Source organism: Pseudomonas fluorescens, from assembly GCF_001307155.1.
Classification (GTDB): Bacteria; Pseudomonadota; Gammaproteobacteria; order Pseudomonadales; family Pseudomonadaceae; genus Aquipseudomonas; species Aquipseudomonas helvetica.
Genome location: NZ_CP012830.1, coordinates 4,773,427 through 4,790,354, shown reverse-complemented (window position 1 = coordinate 4,790,354; position 16,928 = coordinate 4,773,427). Strand labels below are relative to the sequence as shown.

At 59.4% G+C, this 16,928-nt stretch carries 14 protein-coding genes; 10 read left to right on the top strand and 4 right to left on the bottom strand.

Going from position 1 to position 16,928, the window contains the following annotated elements; all coding sequences use genetic code 11:
* Positions 1 to 20: 20 nt before the first annotated feature.
* The 4 genes from uvrC to AO353_RS21820 form a co-directional block, all read right to left on the bottom strand.
* On the bottom strand, positions 21 to 1,844 hold the full coding sequence (uvrC, locus tag AO353_RS21835; RefSeq protein WP_054596825.1) for an excinuclease ABC subunit UvrC: 1,824 nt from the start codon (positions 1,842 to 1,844) through the stop codon (positions 21 to 23).
* Between the two features lie 2 nt (positions 1,845 to 1,846).
* Positions 1,847 to 2,488: a UvrY/SirA/GacA family response regulator transcription factor gene (gene uvrY / locus AO353_RS21830; RefSeq protein ID WP_081013790.1), complete on the bottom strand. Its 642-nt coding sequence runs from the start codon at positions 2,486 to 2,488 to the stop codon at positions 1,847 to 1,849.
* 135 nt (positions 2,489 to 2,623) lie between these two features.
* Positions 2,624 to 3,058 (bottom strand): GNAT family N-acetyltransferase, encoded by a 435-nt coding sequence (locus AO353_RS21825; RefSeq protein WP_054596823.1) that lies wholly within the window; start codon positions 3,056 to 3,058, stop codon positions 2,624 to 2,626.
* A gap of 9 nt (positions 3,059 to 3,067) precedes the next feature.
* Positions 3,068 to 3,826, bottom strand: a complete 759-nt coding sequence (locus AO353_RS21820) for a carbon-nitrogen hydrolase family protein (RefSeq protein WP_054596822.1) — start codon at positions 3,824 to 3,826, stop codon at positions 3,068 to 3,070.
* A gap of 626 nt (positions 3,827 to 4,452) precedes the next feature.
* Between AO353_RS21820 and AO353_RS21815 the strand changes: the two genes are divergently transcribed.
* The 10 genes from AO353_RS21815 to AO353_RS21770 all read left to right on the top strand — a co-directional run bounded on the left by AO353_RS21815 (position 4,453) and on the right by AO353_RS21770 (position 16,895).
* A complete protein-coding gene (locus AO353_RS21815) occupies positions 4,453 to 5,532 on the top strand; it encodes a 3-deoxy-7-phosphoheptulonate synthase (RefSeq protein ID WP_054596821.1) in 1,080 nt (359 codons plus the stop codon).
* A 263-nt stretch (positions 5,533 to 5,795) separates the two neighbouring features.
* Positions 5,796 to 6,677 carry an esterase/lipase family protein gene (locus AO353_RS21810; protein ID WP_054596820.1) on the top strand — a complete coding sequence of 294 codons (882 nt, stop codon included), beginning with the start codon at positions 5,796 to 5,798 and terminating at the stop codon, positions 6,675 to 6,677.
* A gap of 141 nt (positions 6,678 to 6,818) precedes the next feature.
* The gene (locus tag AO353_RS21805) at positions 6,819 to 7,100 is read left to right on the top strand and encodes a peptidylprolyl isomerase (RefSeq protein ID WP_054596819.1); all 282 of its coding nucleotides are present in this window, start codon (positions 6,819 to 6,821) and stop codon (positions 7,098 to 7,100) included.
* Between the two features lie 137 nt (positions 7,101 to 7,237).
* On the top strand, positions 7,238 to 9,106 hold the full coding sequence (locus AO353_RS21800; protein ID WP_054596818.1) for an extracellular solute-binding protein: 1,869 nt from the start codon (positions 7,238 to 7,240) through the stop codon (positions 9,104 to 9,106).
* Complete coding sequence (locus tag AO353_RS21795) at positions 9,106 to 10,164, top strand: microcin C ABC transporter permease YejB (RefSeq protein WP_054596817.1); 1,059 nt, start codon at positions 9,106 to 9,108, stop codon at positions 10,162 to 10,164. Before AO353_RS21800 ends, AO353_RS21795 begins: the two co-directional genes overlap by 1 nt.
* Complete coding sequence (locus AO353_RS21790) at positions 10,164 to 11,186, top strand: ABC transporter permease (protein WP_054596816.1); 1,023 nt, start codon at positions 10,164 to 10,166, stop codon at positions 11,184 to 11,186. The genes AO353_RS21795 and AO353_RS21790 overlap by 1 nt, the downstream gene beginning before the upstream one ends.
* Before the next feature lie 53 nt (positions 11,187 to 11,239).
* Positions 11,240 to 12,820 carry an ABC transporter ATP-binding protein gene (locus AO353_RS21785; RefSeq protein WP_054596815.1) on the top strand — a complete coding sequence of 527 codons (1,581 nt, stop codon included), beginning with the start codon at positions 11,240 to 11,242 and terminating at the stop codon, positions 12,818 to 12,820.
* Between the two features lie 161 nt (positions 12,821 to 12,981).
* Positions 12,982 to 14,397, top strand: a complete 1,416-nt coding sequence (locus AO353_RS21780; RefSeq protein ID WP_054596814.1) for a sigma-54 interaction domain-containing protein — start codon at positions 12,982 to 12,984, stop codon at positions 14,395 to 14,397.
* Between the two features lie 325 nt (positions 14,398 to 14,722).
* Complete coding sequence (locus AO353_RS21775) at positions 14,723 to 16,114, top strand: GntP family permease (protein ID WP_054596813.1); 1,392 nt, start codon at positions 14,723 to 14,725, stop codon at positions 16,112 to 16,114.
* 7 nt (positions 16,115 to 16,121) lie between these two features.
* The gene (locus tag AO353_RS21770) at positions 16,122 to 16,895 is read left to right on the top strand and encodes a 3-hydroxybutyrate dehydrogenase (protein WP_054596812.1); all 774 of its coding nucleotides are present in this window, start codon (positions 16,122 to 16,124) and stop codon (positions 16,893 to 16,895) included.
* Positions 16,896 to 16,928: the final 33 nt, after the last annotated feature.

Here is a 16,928-nt window from a genome sequence, read left to right as displayed (position 1 = left end):
TACGAGGTGAGTTGGGCATTCTACTCGCTGTGCAGGTTTGCATAAATCAACTCAGCGAGCTTTTTACTGATCCCCGGTGCTTTGGCGATCTCTTCGATGCTTGCACGAGACAGCTCCTGCAATCCACCAAAATGTTTCAACAGGTCACGCCGCCGTGTCGGCCCTACCCCGGCAACGCCTTCAAGCGTTGAAGTGCGGCGGGTTTTACCACGTCGCGCGCGGTGACCGGTAATGGCGAATCGGTGAGCCTCATCGCGAATTTGCTGGATCAGGTGCAGCGCCGGAGAATCCCCGCGCAAGGTGAACTCATGGGCGGCGTCATTGAGATACAGCGTTTCAAACCCGGCCTTGCGCGTCGCGCCCTTGGCCACGCCCAGAAGAATCAGGTCAGGCACGGCCAACTCGTTGAGCACATCACGCGCCATGGACAACTGCCCCTTGCCGCCGTCCACCAGCAAGATGTCCGGCAACTTGCCCTCGCCGTCCTTCAGCTTGCTGAAGCGTCGAGTCAGCGCCTGATGCATCGCCGCGTAGTCATCGCCCGGTGTGACACCTTCGATGTTGTAGCGGCGGTAGTCGGACTTCAGCGGTCCTTCGGGGCCAAACACCACGCAAGACGCCACTGTCGCTTCGCCGCTCGAGTGACTGATGTCATAGCATTCCAGCCGTTGCGGTGGCTCATCCAGGTCAAGCACTTGCGCCAAGGCTTCAAACCGTGCGGCAACGTGCTGACGGTTGGCCAGACGCGCCCCGAGCGCCTGCTCGGCATTGGTCACGGCCAGTTGCTGCCAGCGTGCTCGCGTACCACGGACCCGATGGCTGATAGTCAACTCACGACCACGCAGCTCTTCAATGGCCGCGATCAGGGTCGGAAAGTCCTCGTGGACCACATTGACGATCAATTCGCTCGGCAAGTCGCGTTCGGGACTGCTGATGAAGTACTGGCCAAGAAACGCCGCCATCACCTCGGCAACATCTTCTTCAATACCCACCTGTGGGAAAAAGTTCTTGCTGCCCAGCACCCGTCCGCCACGCACACTGATCAGATGAACACAGGCACCGCCCGGGTTGATGAACGCCGCGATGACGTCGACATCCCCCGTTCCGCCTTCCATGCTCTGTTGATCCTGCACCCGGCGCAGCAGGGAAATCTGATCCCGCAGCTCGGCCGCCCGTTCGAAATCGAGGGTACTCGCCGCCTGCTCCATGCCTGCGGACAGCTCGTCTGTCAGCGCATTGCTGCGACCTTCGAGGAACATCACCGAGTGACGCACATCCTCGGCGTACACCTGCGGTTCGACCAGGCCAACGCAAGGTGCCTTGCACCGTTTGATCTGGTACTGCAGGCAAGGTCGCGTGCGGTTCTTGTAGTAGCTGTCTTCGCACTGACGAACAAAAAAGGTCTTTTGCAGCAGGCTCAGGCTTTCACGAATCGCACCGGCGCTCGGGTAAGGACCGAAGTACTTGCCCTTCAGCTTTTTCGCACCGCGATGGATGCTCAGGCGTGGAAAATCGCCATCCGAAAGAAATACGTACGGATAGGACTTGTCGTCTCGCAGGAGGATGTTGTAAGGCGGCCGCCATTCCTTGATCAGCGTCTGCTCAAGCAGCAGTGCTTCGGTTTCGTTGGCAGTGATGGTGGTTTCAATTTGGGCAATCCGGCCAACCAATGCAGCCGTTTTGGGTGCCAGACCGGTCTTGCGGAAATAACTCGCCAGACGTTTCTTCAGGTTCTTGGCTTTGCCCACATACAGCAGGCGCGCATCGCTGTCGAACATGCGATACACACCGGGGCGCCCACTGACGGTCGAAAGGAAGGCGCTTGGATCAAACGGGTCAGTCATTGTCAGAGGCTGGCATCGACCATGCCGTGACGAACCGCCAACAGCGTCAACTCAACATCGCTGCTGATCGAAAGCTTCTCGAAAATGCGGTAACGGTAGGTGTTCACGGTTTTTGGCGACAGGCATAGCTTGTCGGAAATGATCTGGACCTTCTGGCAGCCGACAATCATCAGGGCGATCTGGATCTCCCGCTCGGACAGTGCGTCGAAGGGCGAATCATTGCTCGGCTGGAACGACTTGATCGCCAACTGCTGGGCAATTTGCGGACTGATATAACGCTGCCCGGCAAATACCAGGCGAATCGCCTGCACCATTTCATTAAGCCCTGCGCCCTTGGTCAGATAGCCCGCGGCACCTGCCTGTAACAGTCGGGTAGGAAACGGATCTTCCTCGCACACGGTTACAGCGACGACTTTGATGTCCGGGTGGCTGCGCAGCAACTTGCGCGTGGCTTCAAGACCGCCGATCCCAGGCATCTTGACGTCCATCAGCACCACATCCGGTTTCAACTCACGCGCTTTAAGCAGGGATTCCTCCCCCGACTCAGCCTGGCCGACTACTTGCAGACCATCGATGTCAGCCAACATTCGTGTAATACCTGCACGAACGAGATCATGGTCATCGACTACTAGCACCCTAATCAAGCAGACACCTCGCGATATGGTCTTATTGGTTGCCGAACACCTTAGCAAAAAGCATCCGGTAGACCTAGCAGCAAGCGCTATATAAAAAGTTTCAATTGGTCTTGAATGGCTTGAGCTACAGGCTTTACAGAGGTTTCAGCGGGAACATTTGCGCTCCATCCTCAGGAAACAATCGTCCTGCCCGACAATCTCCAGGCCCATGCGTTGATAAAGCGCTTGGGCGGGATTGTCCTTGAACACCGTCAGACGCAGCGCCGGACGTCGCTCCGCACAGGCTTTCGAATACACCTGTTCGAGGGCCCAGGTGCCAACGCCCTGACCGCGAGAGGCCTCGACCACATGCAACTCGCGAATGTACAGGGCTTTCGAGTCGCGGCTCAGGCTGGTAAAACCCAGCACCGATGCATGTTGGCAAATCAGCCAGTTTTCCCGACCTGCCCAGGCAACATCGAAAGCCTCGTCGATCCACGGTAGGTCATGCCGAATGTAATAGCCAAGCATCGCCTGGCACGTCAGTGCTCGCGCAAATGACAAATGTTCCGCCGAGGCCGACCGCAGTTCAAGATCCATTTGCCCTCCTCATGCACTGACCACGGGCAGGACCTCGCCGCTCCATTCGCTGGAATTTCGACGGGCGATCACCAGTAAATCCCCGGTTCCCGGGGCAGCTGTGATCAGCGAACCGTCCGACGCCCAGATTGCACTGCGCCCCGCCGACTCCCAACCGCCCGTTGCACCGCCATGATTGGCCATCAGCACCACCATCGAGTGCTCGCTGGCATAACCCTGCAGCAATGCAGTGTCCGGAGCATAGCCACCTTCGGTAATCAGCACGCCGGCGGCGTAGATATTTGCCCCCTTGTCGGCGGCCGCAGCGGCATGACTGGCATGCGAAAAGTCCGCGCACACCGCCAACGCGATCGTATCGTCACCTATTGTCAGCAGCGAACCGCCCGATCCCGGTGCAAACGCCACCTCCTCGCCCGAATGCAGATGCTGCTTGCTGTAGACCCCCAGCGAACCGTCGGCAGCCAGTACCAGCGCGCCAATCAGTACCGGCGAATCGGCCGCCAGGCGAATTGGCATTCCGACCACAGCGGTGATACCCAGCTCTTGAGCCAGATCCCGCAGTGGCTGCAAAACCGCTGCATCCGGCGCGATCGCCAATTGCGCCGCCAATCCACGCTCATACCCCGTGAGTGACAACTCGGGGAACACCAACAGTTGTACGCCCTGCTCGGCGGCGACCTGGATGAAGTGCTGGTGCCGAGTAATGTTGGCGCGAAGGTCCCCGGCAATCGAGATCGATTGTGCGGCAGCGATGGTCAGTGTCGTCATCTGCGTTGTCCTTGATGAGTGTCCGCGAGCAATCACGAAGTGTGGCACAAAGCTACGCCGTGCTTAAGCCATAGAAACTGACCTGCGAGCCGATAGTATTTACTGATTGAATCTGCACACCCGCCTCTAGTAAGCTCGGCGCATTCATCGGAGACAGACCATGCCGCATACCCCTTCACAGCGTCACACCGCCAGCGCCCTGCGCTCGGTTGCGGCTGCACGGGTAAATGGCGTCTGCGCACCGGTAAACTTTTATTTTGGGTATTGGTTTAGCCACTGGCGCGCCTGATACCCACACGGCGCCCACTACTCAAGGGGTCGCCTACCAGAGAATTCTCTACCCCCGGTCGGCTTCCCGACCGGGGGTTTTGTTTTTTCAGCCCCATACATTTTTAGCGACATCACTGACTTCAAGGAATCACGACATGAACTACGCCACTTATTACCGTTACGACAGTTTTTCCGCCTGGCGATTTACCAGCCTCCGCTCGGGACAGCCTGCCGCCTCCGATCGGTCACCCACAGGTGGCATGCACACACTCGAAGCCAACCCGGCCAATTGTCGAACACCCCAGTAGGGCCGAGCGCGCGGGACCGAACCCGCTGCCAGCCCAGGAAGCCTGAATATGAACTCGTCCATCTCTGCTCTGCCACTGTCCACCTTGAGCCCGGCCAATGAAGCGCTGACCCAGCGTTTGCCCAGCTCGCTGCAACTCAAGCACCAATTGCCACTCAGCCTCACGCTGACCCAACAGGTCGCTGCCCACCGTGAAGCGGTTCGCGCGATTCTCGACGGTGAAGACTCCCGTCTGCTGGTCGTCGTCGGCCCTTGCTCGATACACGACCCGCAATCAGCCCTCGAATACGCTGGCAAGCTCGCCCGGCTTGCGACCGACGTCAGCGATGAAATGCTTGTGGTAATGCGCGCCTACATCGAAAAGCCTCGCACCACGGTAGGCTGGAAAGGCCTGGCCTACGACCCGCACCTGGATGGCAGCGACGACATGGTCGGCGGCTTGACCCTCTCCCGTGAATTGATGCGCGAAATGCTTCGCCTCGGTTTGCCGATCGCCACTGAACTGCTGCAACCCATGGCCGCCAGCTACTTCGATGACCTGCTGAGCTGGGTCGCAATCGGCGCACGCACCACCGAATCACAGATTCACCGGGAAATGGCCAGCGGCCTGGGCATGCCGGTCGGTTTCAAGAACGGCACAGATGGCGGTGTCGGTGTAGCCACCGACGCCATGCGCTCGGCAGCGCATCCGCATCGGCACTTCGGTGTCGACAGCCAGGGGCACCCGGCAATCATTCAGACTCAGGGCAACCCGGATACACATCTGGTACTGCGCGGCGGGCATCGCGGGCCAAACTATGATGTTCAGAGCGTCGCTCAAATACAGAACGACTTGCAGAAACTGAAGATTGCCTCGCGGATCATGGTCGATTGCAGCCACGCTAACAGCGGTAAAGACCCGCTACGCCAGCCAGCCGTGTTCAACGAAGTGCTTGAGCAACGCCTGAGCGGCAATCGCTCGCTGATCGGCATGATGCTTGAAAGTCATCTGTTCGAAGGCTGCCAACCGTTAAGCACGTCGCTGCGCTATGGCGTTTCGGTGACTGACGGCTGCCTGGGGTGGGAGGCGACCGAGCAATTGTTGCGCAACGCCAGCCTGAAACTGCGCGGATCTGAAGCGGGCATCTGAACAAACCCACATACAAGTACTCAGCGATCAATTGCCCGGCACTGCCGTTCCAGTTGCACCTCTGGAACGGCAGTGCCAGACAATCACTGACGAAAAGATCTCAAAATGTTCCGAGCAATGCCTCGAAAAAATCTGATCTTTCCCGCTATTTCTATTCCGCTTTCAACAGTTTCTAGCGGTTTTTTCCCACACCGCTCGCCTGTCGCCCTGCATTAGAGTGAGGACGTGAACCCCACTCGAACTTACGGAATACAGGTACGCCCATGCAACGGAATGCAATCACGCAACACCCGATCCTGCTGGTCCATGGTCTCTTCGGATTCGAAAGTATCGGCAAACTGGAACTCTTCCATGGCGTAAAACAGGCACTGAGGAACACTGGTGCTCAAGTGTTCATACCCCACCTCTCGGCCACTCACTGCAATGAGGTCCGTGGCGAGCAACTGCTGGCACAAATCGATCGGGTGCTGGCAGGCACCGGCGCGAGCAAAGTCAATCTGATCGGTCATAGCCAAGGTGCACTGACCGCTCGTTATGCCGCAGCGATGGCCCCCCAGAACATCGCTTCGGTGACCTCGGTCAGCGGACCGAACCATGGCTCCGAGCTCGCCGACTGCTTGCGCAAAGCGTTGACCCCCGGCCACCTGCCAGAACACGTCGCAGTGGCAGTCTCGACGTTGTTTGTCGAATTCCTGTCGTTTATCAGTGGCAACCCGAATATCCCGCAGAACGCCGTCGCCGCCCTCAACGCTTTAACGACTGAAGGCGTCGCGGCCTTCAATGCCAAATACCCTCAAGGCCTGCCGAAGACCTGGGGTGGCAACGGCGAAGAACTGGTCAACGGCGTTCGTTACTACTCCTGGAGTGGCACATTGCAGGGCAACCTGCTGGATGCAGGGCTGCATGCGCTCGATCCACTGCACGCTTTTTGTCGAGGGTTTTCCAGGTTTTTCACTCGCGAGACCGAGCAAAACGACGGGATGGTCGGTCGCTACAGCTCGCACCTGGGCACCGTCCTGCGCTCCGATTACCCAATGGACCACCTGGATGCGATCAATCAAACGGCCGGTCTGATACGCAAAGGCATCGACCCCGTCGAATTATACTTGCTGCATGCCGAACGCTTGAAAGGCGTCGGTCTCTAGGGTTTGTTGATGTTGGGTGACGGCGGCGACGGCAAGTCGTCGCGACAGCAGGCAATGGTTTGACGGAACTTTGACGAGAAATAGGTCACTGAATCCGGTAGGCTCAGCACCTTACTTGAACATTGAATGGAGATTTCTCTCATGGCCAAAGCCACTGCCCGCCACATCCTGGTTGCCACCGAAGCCAAGTGCAACGAACTGAAAGCCCAAATCGAAGGCGGCGCTGATTTCGCCGAAATCGCCAAAGCCAACTCCACTTGCCCGTCGAGCCGTGACGGTGGCAACCTCGGTTCGTTCGGTCCAGGCCAGATGGTCAAGGAATTCGACACCGTGGTCTTCAGCGCTCCGGTCAACACCGTACAAGGTCCGGTCAAGACCCAGTTCGGTTACCACCTGCTGGAAGTGACCAGCCGCCAGGACTGATTATTCCGCGATTTGCTCAAACAACGGCCCACCTTCTGGTGGGCCGTTGCGTTTGGATCGAATGATTATGGCTGGCGAGTCACGCGCTGCTAGCGTACAAATTGTGCTTATCGATCATCCGGCTCTTAAGGCTGACAATGCGACTGGCTTTCCCCTCATTGATCTTCACGGCCCTGGCCTTGCTGCTGAACACCGCAGGCGTGAACGCTGCGCCACAACACGCCTTGACCGTGTATGGCGAACCGGCCAAGTACCCTGCCGGTTTCAGTCACTTTGCCTACACCAACCTGCAAGCCCCCAAGGGCGGCAGCATGCGCCGCTCGGCGATGGAAATCGGCCACTTCGACCACGTGTTGCCGTACATCGACAAGGGGATTGGCGTGACTCAGGTCGACGGGATGATTTACTCGCCGCTGGCCCAGCGTTCGCTGGATGAGCCCTACACCGTGTACGGGTTGGTGGCAGAGAAAATGGAGCGTGCCGACGATGGTCTGTGGCTGCGTTTCTACCTCAATCCCAAGGCTCGCTTCGCCGACGGCACGCCCATCACCGCCGAAGACGTGCGCTACACCTTTAACCTGCTGATGACCCAGGGCAGCCTGCGCTATCGCACCCAATTCGCCGACGTCAAAGGCGTCGAAGTCGAGTCGCCGAGCACTATTCGCTTCGACTTCAAGAGCAGCGAAAACCGCACCCTGCCCCTGGACATTGCGACCCTGCCAGTATTTCCCGAGCACTGGTGGACAACCCGCGACTTCGCCAATGGCGGTGGTTACGAAGCCCCCCTGGGCAGCGGCCCGTACCGCGTCGGCAAGGTTGATTCGGGGCGCAGCATTACCTTCGAGCGCAACGCCGACTGGTGGGGCAAGGACTTGCCTGTCAGCCGTGGCCTGTACAACTTCGACCATTTCAGCATCGAGTACTTCGGCGACACCGATGTCGCTCGTCAGGTCTTGCGCGGCGGTGCCTATGACTACAACCGCGAGTTCTCGGCCACCGCGTATTCCATCGGTTACGAAGGTCCGGCGTTGAACGACGGTCGCCTGCAAAAAGCTCATCTGGCCAAAGAGGCACCACAACCTTCCCAGGGTTTTGTGTTCAATCTGCAAAAGCCGATGTTCCAGGACCGCCGTGTACGTCAGGCCCTGGCGATGCTCTGGGATTTCGAGTGGAGTAACCGGCAGATGATGCGCGATATGTACATTCGCCAGCAGAGTTACTTTTCCAATAGCCTGTTGGCAGCCAGGCAACTGCCCGATGCCGGCGAACTGGCGATTCTCGAACCCTTGCGCGGGCAGATTCCGGACGAGGTCTTTACCCAGGTTTTCGAAGCACCGAAGACCGACGGCAGCGGCCTGATCCGTGACAAGCAATTGCAGGCACTGGCGCTGCTCGAACAAGCCGGCTGGAAAGCCGATGGCGATCGACTGGTCAACGCCGAAGGCGAGCCACTGGCGTTTACCTTCCTGATCGGCCAGAACGGCATGGACCGTCTGCTACTGCCGTACAAGCGCAACCTGGCGCAGATCGGGATCAATCTGGACATCCGCCGGATCGACTCGTCACAGTACGTAAACCGCTTGATGAGTCGTGACTACGACATGATCGTCACCGGCTATCCGGTAACCACCTCACCAGGGAGCGAGCTGTACAACTACTTCGGCTCGGCCGCCGCCACCGACCCCGGCTCCAATAATTACATGGTGCTGAAAAATCCGGCCGTCGACACGCTGATTACCGGTCTGGTCAAAGCCACCACCCAGGCTGACATGCTGCGTTATGCCCACGCACTGGACCGGGTGCTGCAATGGAACTACTACTGGATTCCCAACTATTACCCGCCAGGCTCCTCGACCGTGTGGTGGAACCGTTTCGGCATTCCGGCGATACAAGCGAGCAATGACGAAGCCATCGAGAGCTGGTGGGAAATGAGCCCAACGCCGCTGACCAACGAACAGATGGCCGTCGAACGCATCAGCCGTGGCAAACCCGGAGGGCCGCATTGATGCTGGCTTATATAGTGCGACGTTTGCTGCTGATCATTCCGACGCTGGTGATCATTCTGCTGGTCAACTTCGTGATCGTGCAGGCCGCACCGGGTGGCCCGGTCGAACAGGCCATCGCTCACCTGCAAGGCATCGGCGGCCCAGCCATCGGATCTTCCGGTGATGCCATCAGCCACGGCTCGCGAGCCAGTCGCGGGCTTGATCCGCAACTGATCAAGGACATCGAAAAACAATACGGTTTCGACAAACCGGCACCGGAACGCCTGTGGCTGATGATCACCAGCTACGCCCGACTGGACTTCGGCAAGAGCTTCTTTCGCGGCGCCACGGTTACCGACCTGATTCTTGAAAAGATGCCAGTGACCATCTCCCTCGGGCTTTGGGCGACACTGATCACCTACCTGGTATCAATCCCGCTGGGCATTCGCAAAGCCGTGCATCACGGCAGCCTCTTCGATATCTGGAGCAGCACCATAATCGTCATCGGGTACGCGTTGCCGGCGTTCCTGTTTGCAATGTTTCTGATCGTGGTATTTGCCGGCGGTACGTCGTTGAACTGGTTTCCGGTACGGGGACTGGTCTCGGAGAATTTCGATCAGTTGTCGACACTGGGAAAAGTGGCCGACTACTTCTGGCACCTGGTGCTGCCGGTGACGGCGCTGGTGGTCGGCGGTTTCGCTACCTTGACCATTCTGACCAAGAACTCGTTCCTCAACGAGATCACCCGTCAGTACGTGGTCACCGCCCGCGCCAAAGGCCTGAGTGAACGCCGAGTGCTCTACGGCCACGTGTTTCGCAACGCAATGCTGCTGGTGGTTTCGGGCATTCCCCAGGCGTTGATCAGCGTATTTTTTGCCGGTTCCCTGTTGATCGAGGTGATCTTTTCCCTCGATGGCCTGGGACGGATGAGTTATGAAGCGGCGGTATCCCGGGACTACCCGGTGGTGTTCGGTTCGCTGTTCATCTTCACCCTGTTCGGTCTCTTGATAAAAATCATCGGCGACCTTTGCTACACCCTGGTCGACCCGCGCATCGACTTCGCCGCGAGGAACGCTTGATGCTCAATCTCTCGCCCCTGGCGCGCCGACGCTTCGAACGCTTCAAGAAAAACCGTCGAGGCTGGTGGTCGCTGTGGCTGTTCATCGGCCTGTTCGTCCTCACCCTCGGTGGTGAGTTGATTGCCAATGACAAGCCACTGGTACTCAGCTATCAGGGTTCGTTGTACTACCCGGCGTTCAAGCGCTACACCGAGCAAGAGTTCGGCGGGCAACTGCCGTTCCAGGCCGACTACCGCAGTGATTACGTGCAGAAGCTGATCCACAAGGATGGCGGCTGGATGCTCTTCCCGCCGATCCCGTTCAGCGACGACACGCCGAACTACGACCTCAATCAGCCGGCGCCGAGTCCACCCTCGAAGGTCAACTGGCTGGGCACCGATGATCAGGCGCGCGATGTCTTGGCGCGGGTGATTTTCGGCGCCCGGGTGTCGATACTGTTTGCGTTGGCGCTGACCTTCATCAGCGCACTGATCGGCATCGCCGCTGGCGCCTTGCAGGGCTACTACGGCGGTTGGGTCGACCTGCTCGGTCAGCGTTTGCAGGAAGTCTGGTCAGGATTGCCGGTGCTTTACCTGCTGATCATCCTGTCGGGTTTCGTCGAGCCGAACTTCTGGTGGCTGCTGGGGATCATGGCGCTGTTTTCCTGGCTGGCACTGGTGGACGTGGTGCGCGCCGAGTTCCTGCGCGGGCGCAACCTGGAGTACGTCAAAGCGGCGCGCGCACTGGGCCTGACCGACCGTAAAGTGATCGTGCGGCATATTCTGCCCAATGCGATGAACGCGACCTTGAGTTACCTGCCGTTCATTCTCACCGGGGCGATCTCGACCCTCACCGCCCTCGACTTCCTCGGCTTTGGCATGCCCGCCGGCAGCGCCTCGCTGGGTGAGTTGATCGGTCAGGGCAAACAGAATCTGCAAGCACCGTGGCTTGGGCTGACGGCGTTTTTCACTCTGGCGCTGATTCTTTCCTTACTGGTGTTTATCGGTGAAGCATTGCGCGATGCATTTGATCCGCGATCTTGATCCACGCTCTTGAGCCGCGATCTTGATCCACGAATTTGAGCTGGACATTGGACATGAGCGACAACCTGATCGAAATCCGTGACCTCAACGTGGCCTTCAGTGGTCAGGCTGCAGTGCGCAATGTGTGCCTGGACATCCGTCCCGGCGAGTGCCTGGCGCTGGTCGGCGAATCCGGCTCGGGCAAATCGGTGACCGCCCAATCGATCCTCCAACTGCTACCTGACGGCGGCACCGAAACCCGGGGCAGCATTCGCTATCGTGGCCAGGAACTGATCGGCGCGGACGTCGCGACCCTGCGAGCATTGCGCGGCAATCGCATCGCGATGATTTTCCAGGAACCGATGACCTCCCTCAATCCGTTGCACAGCGTCGAAAAGCAGATTGGCGAAACCCTGCTGGTGCACAAGGGACTGGGTGACAAGGCGGCGCAAAAACGCACCCTTGAGCTGCTCGAACTGGTGGGCATCAAAAAACCCGAAGAGCGCCTCAAGGCCTATCCGCACCAGCTCTCGGGTGGCCAGCGGCAACGAGTAATGATCGCCATGGCGCTGGCTTGCGAACCCGAGTTGCTGATCGCCGATGAGCCAACTACCGCGCTCGATGTGACGGTACAGCGCAAGATCCTGCGGCTGCTCAAATCACTGCAACAACGCCTGGGCATGTCGCTGCTGTTGATCAGCCACGACCTTAATCTGGTGCGCAGCATCGCCCAGCGTGTCTGCGTCATGCACGCTGGGGAAATCGTCGAGCAAGCCGAGTGCGAGCGCCTCTTCAACCACCCGCAACATCCCTACAGTCGCCTGCTGTTGAACGCCGAACCGGAAGGCGAACCCCTGCCTCGTGACGAGCGTGAAGTGGTGTTGGAAGTCAACGACCTCAATGTGCGCTTTCCGCTGGGCGGCGGATTGTTCCAGCGCAAAACCTGGCTGCATGCAGTCGACGGCATCAGCCTGAGTATTCAACGTGGCAAGACGCTGGGCATCGTTGGCGAATCCGGTTCCGGTAAGTCCACCCTCGGTCAGGCGATCCTGCGGCTGCTCGACTCCGACGGCAGCATCCGCTTTCAGGGCGAGGCGCTCGACAGCCTGAACCAGAAACAGTTGCGGCCCTGGCGCAAGCAGATGCAGGTAGTCTTTCAGGACCCGTTTGGCAGCCTCAGCCCGCGAATGTCAGTCGCACAGATCATCAGCGAAGGGCTGGAAGTCCACAGCCAATCGAGTGCTGCCGAATGCGAGACCCAGGTCATTCAGGTGCTGAAAGAGGTTGGCCTTGACCCGCAAAGCCGCCACCGCTACCCGCACGAATTCTCCGGTGGCCAACGCCAACGGATTGCCATCGCCCGCGCCTTGGTACTCAAGCCCGCGCTGATCCTGCTCGACGAACCGACCTCGGCACTTGATCGCACGGTGCAAAAACAGGTGGTCGCCCTGCTCCGCCAGCTTCAGGAAAAATACGGCCTGACCTACCTGTTTATCAGCCATGACCTGGCAGTGATTCGCGCCCTGGCCCATGACATGATCGTGATCAAGGACGGTAAAGTCGTGGAACGCGGTGCCAGCCATGACGTGTTCGCCGCTCCGCAGCACCCCTATACCAAAGAGCTGTTGGCCGCAGCGCATCCGGGCTGGGTATGATCGCGCACATGTCGTTTGCCCGCGTCGCATCCATCGCGGGCAAGCCTTGCTCCTACGGTTTTTGTATCGTTCCCATTATTGGGATCGGCGCGGACCTGTAGGAGCAAGGCTTGCCCGCGATGACGCCCGAACAGACACCACACATTCTGGACACAACACCGATGAACACCACCGAAAGCCTCAAGGACTACCAACGTGTGCGCATGCTGGCGATCCGCTCGCTGTTCGAGATCATCGAGCAATCCAGCGAAGGCACGGTGATCGTCGACCGCGACGCGAACATCGTCTGGATGAACGAACGTTATGCCAAGCGCTTCGGTCTGGCGTCAGCTGAAGTGGCAATCGGCAGGCCTTGCGAAAGCGTGATCCCCGGCAGCCTGTTGCGCGAGGTGGTGCGTACCGGTCGACCGATCCTGCTGGACATGCAGGACACGTCCAAAGAACCGCTGGTGGTGATGCGCCTGCCGATTCACGATGACACCGGTGCGGTGATCGGCGCCATCGGCTTCGCACTGTTCGATGAACTGCGCAGCCTGTCGCCGATGCTCAAGCGTTACCTGAGCATGCAGGAAGAGCTTGCGTCCACGCGTTCGCTGCTGCGGGCCCGGCAAGCCAAGTACACCTTCGCCCACTTCATCGGCACCAGCGCCGCCAGCCTGGAGGTCAAACGCCGCGCCCGACGTAGCGCCAGCACCGAATCCCCGGTCTTGTTGCTGGGTGAAACCGGCACCGGCAAAGAACTGCTGGCCCAGGCGATTCATGGGGCCTCGCCACGGGCGCATAAAGCCTTCGTCAGCATCAACAGCGCGGCGATCCCCGAAGCGTTGCTCGAAGCCGAATTTTTCGGCACCGCGCCTGGCGCCTTCACCGGTGCAGATCGCAAGGGCCGCTCCGGCAAGCTGCAGATCGCTCAGGGCGGGACCTTGTTTCTCGACGAAATCGGCGACATGCCGCTGCCGTTGCAAAGCAAACTGCTGCGGGTATTGCAGGAAAAAGAATTCGAACCGGTCGGCTCCAACAAAGTGATCCAGAGCGACGTACGGGTGATCGCCGCGACCTCCACCGACCTTGAAGCGGCGATCAAACGCGGCGAGTTTCGTGCCGACCTGTATTACCGCCTCAACGTGTTGCCGATCCAGGTGCCGCCCCTGCGCGAGCGCCTCGACGACCTGCCGGCCCTGAGCGAAGCGATCCTGGAAGAGCTGCGCAGTCAGCATGAGCTCGACAGCCAGGCCCTGGAGTTGCTCGGCCAACACGCCTGGCCGGGAAATATTCGCGAACTGCGCAACGTGCTGGAACGGGCCGCTTTGCTCAGCGATGACCTGATCCTCAATGCTGCGGAAATTCGCGCGGCGATTGGCAGTTTTGTTCCGGTACAGCGTTGCGCATCACTGGCCATTGAAACCCATGCCAACGAGACCTTCAGTGCCGCACGCGAACGCTTCGACCGGCAGTTGATTGAAAGCACGCTCGCGCATTGTGGTGGCAAGGTGATCGAAGCGGCGACACGGCTGGGGCTGGGGCGTTCCACGCTGTACAAGAAGATGGTGGCGTTGGGGATTGCCGAGTCTCTATAAAGAGATATTGGTCTCTATTTATAGACATGACTTGAAACCGCGTCGCGGCCATCGCGGACAAGCCTTGCTCCTACAGGTTTCGGGTGTACGCATCATCCGAGTTCGGCACAAAATCTGTAGGAGCAGCCGGGCGGCGTTCCGTTTGCCCGCGATGGCGTCAGCTCGAACAGCACAATCTCAAAACAGAGACGAATATTTTAAGAGTTATCGCCGTAGATAAAAATATCCTTACTTATCAATAACTTAATAAGTTGGCACAAAACTCGCTATAGCCCCCTCCACACCCGCTCCACCCCAAAAAAAATAACAATCCAGGAGACACACCATGAGTGTGATCATTGCCTTGGCAGCCCTCGCGCTGCTGATGCTGGCTGCTTACCGTGGCTACAGCGTCATTCTCTTCGCTCCGATTGCCGCCCTTGGCGCGGTCCTGCTCACTGACCCCTCTGCCGTTGCGCCCGCCTTCACCGGGGTGTTCATGGAGAAAATGGTCGGGTTCGTCAAACTGTACTTCCCGGTGTTCCTGCTCGGCGCGGTGTTCGGCAAGCTGATCGAGTTGTCGGGCTTCTCACGTTCGATCGTCGCTGCTGCGATTCGCCTGCTCGGCACCCGCCAGGCGATGCTGGTGATCGTGCTGGTCTGCGCCCTGCTCACCTACGGCGGTGTGTCGCTGTTCGTCGTGGTATTCGCGGTGTATCCGTTTGCCGCGGAGATGTTCCGTCAGAGCAATATCCCGAAACGGCTGATCCCGGCGACCATCGCCCTCGGCGCCTTTTCCTTCACCATGGACGCCCTGCCCGGCACCCCGCAAATCCAGAACATCATTCCCAGCACCTTCTTCAACACCACCGCCTGGGCCGCGCCGTGGCTGGGTTTGATTGGCACGATCTTCGTCTTTTGCGCCGGCATGCTGTTCCTCCAGCGTCAGCGCAACAAAGCCCAGCGCAACGGTGAAGGCTACGGCACAACGCTGCGTAACGAGCCGGAAACCGCCGAAGACGTGAAGCTGCCTAATCCGTGGATCGCGCTTTCGCCATTGCTGCTGGTGGGCATCATGAACCTGCTGTTCACCCACTGGATTCCGCTGTGGTACGGCAAGACCCACAGCCTGAGCCTGCCGGGCATGGCCGTGCCGGTGACCACCGAAATCGCCAAGCTCACCGCGATCTGGGCGGTCCAGGCGGCGTTGCTGGTCGGCATCATCATGGTGCTGGTGTTCGGCTTCCAGGCGATCCGCGGCAAGCTCGCCGAGGGCAGCAGAAGCGCGGTCAGCGGCGCCTTGCTGGCGGCGATGAACACCGCATCGGAATACGGTTTTGGCGCGGTCATCGCCTCGTTGCCCGGCTTCCTGGTACTGGCCGACTGGCTGAAAAGCATCCCCAACCCGCTGGTCAATGAAGCGATCACCGTGACCCTGCTGGCGGGTATCACCGGTTCGGCCTCGGGTGGCATGAGCATCGCCCTGGCGGCGATGGCCAATGACTTCATCGCGGCAGCCCATGCGGCGAACATTCCGCTGGAAGTGCTGCACCGGGTCGCCGCCATGGCCAGTGGCGGCATGGACACCCTGCCGCACAACGGCGCCGTCATTACCTTGCTCGCGGTAACGGGCCTGACCCACCGCGAAGCCTATAAAGACATTTTCTGTATTACGCTGATCAAGACCCTGGCGGTCTTCGTAGTCATCGGTACTTTCTACGCCACCGGCATTGTGTGAGGCATTCATGACAACTCTTTCGGGCAAAACCGCACTGGTCACCGGCTCCACCAGCGGCATCGGTCTGGGCATCGCACTGAGCCTGGCCAAGGCCGGCGCCAACCTGATCCTCAATGGTTTCGGCGATGCCTCCACGGTCATCGCGCAGGTGCAACAGTTCGGCGGCAAGGTCGGCCATCACCCGGCCGATGTCAGTGACCCCGCGCAAATTGCCGAGATGATCGCTTATGCCGAGCGCGAGTTCGGCGGCGTCGATATTCTGGTGAACAACGCGGGCATCCAGCATGTGTCTGCGGTGGAAGACTTCCCCGTGGAGCGCTGGGATTCGATCATTGCGATCAACCTGTCGTCGGTCTTCCACAGCACCCGTCTCAGCCTGCCAGGCATGCGTGCCAAAGGTTGGGGACGGATCGTCAACATCGCCTCGGTACACGGCCAGGTCGGCTCGGTGGGCAAGGCCGCCTACGTCGCTGCCAAGCACGGGGTGATCGGCCTGACCAAAGTGGTCGGCCTGGAAACCGCCACCAGCAACGTCACCTGTAACGCCATTTGCCCCGGCTGGGTACTGACGCCGCTGGTGCAGAAACAGATCGACGACCGCGCCGCAGCAGGGATCGACCCACAGCAGGCGCAACATGATTTGCTGGCCGAGAAGCAACCATCGCTGGAATTCGTGACCCCTTCACAACTGGGTGAACTGGTGCTGTTCCTGTGCAGTGAAGCCGGCAGCCAGGTGCGTGGTGCGGCGTGGAATATTGATGGCGGGTGGCTGGCGCAGTAAAAGGCTAGTCAGCCGCTGTGGCGAGGGAGCTTG

What these genes read in the sequence shown, in the direction of transcription:
- AO353_RS21790 (WP_054596816.1), top strand. Translation starts at nt 10,164, where the DNA reads ATGCTCAATCTCTCGCCCCTGGCGCGCCGACGCTTCGAACGCTTCAAG.
- AO353_RS21805 (WP_054596819.1), top strand. Translation starts at nt 6,819, where the DNA reads ATGGCCAAAGCCACTGCCCGCCACATCCTGGTTGCCACCGAAGCCAAG.
- uvrC (WP_054596825.1), bottom strand. Translation starts at nt 1,844, where the DNA reads ATGACTGACCCGTTTGATCCAAGCGCCTTCCTTTCGACCGTCAGTGGG.
- AO353_RS21820 (WP_054596822.1), bottom strand. Translation starts at nt 3,826, where the DNA reads ATGACGACACTGACCATCGCTGCCGCACAATCGATCTCGATTGCCGGG.
- AO353_RS21775 (WP_054596813.1), top strand. Translation starts at nt 14,723, where the DNA reads ATGAGTGTGATCATTGCCTTGGCAGCCCTCGCGCTGCTGATGCTGGCT.
- AO353_RS21800 (WP_054596818.1), top strand. Translation starts at nt 7,238, where the DNA reads ATGCGACTGGCTTTCCCCTCATTGATCTTCACGGCCCTGGCCTTGCTG.
- AO353_RS21825 (WP_054596823.1), bottom strand. Translation starts at nt 3,058, where the DNA reads ATGGATCTTGAACTGCGGTCGGCCTCGGCGGAACATTTGTCATTTGCG.
- AO353_RS21810 (WP_054596820.1), top strand. Translation starts at nt 5,796, where the DNA reads ATGCAACGGAATGCAATCACGCAACACCCGATCCTGCTGGTCCATGGT.
- AO353_RS21785 (WP_054596815.1), top strand. Translation starts at nt 11,240, where the DNA reads ATGAGCGACAACCTGATCGAAATCCGTGACCTCAACGTGGCCTTCAGT.
- AO353_RS21815 (WP_054596821.1), top strand. Translation starts at nt 4,453, where the DNA reads ATGAACTCGTCCATCTCTGCTCTGCCACTGTCCACCTTGAGCCCGGCC.
- AO353_RS21795 (WP_054596817.1), top strand. Translation starts at nt 9,106, where the DNA reads ATGCTGGCTTATATAGTGCGACGTTTGCTGCTGATCATTCCGACGCTG.
- AO353_RS21770 (WP_054596812.1), top strand. Translation starts at nt 16,122, where the DNA reads ATGACAACTCTTTCGGGCAAAACCGCACTGGTCACCGGCTCCACCAGC.
- AO353_RS21780 (WP_054596814.1), top strand. Translation starts at nt 12,982, where the DNA reads ATGAACACCACCGAAAGCCTCAAGGACTACCAACGTGTGCGCATGCTG.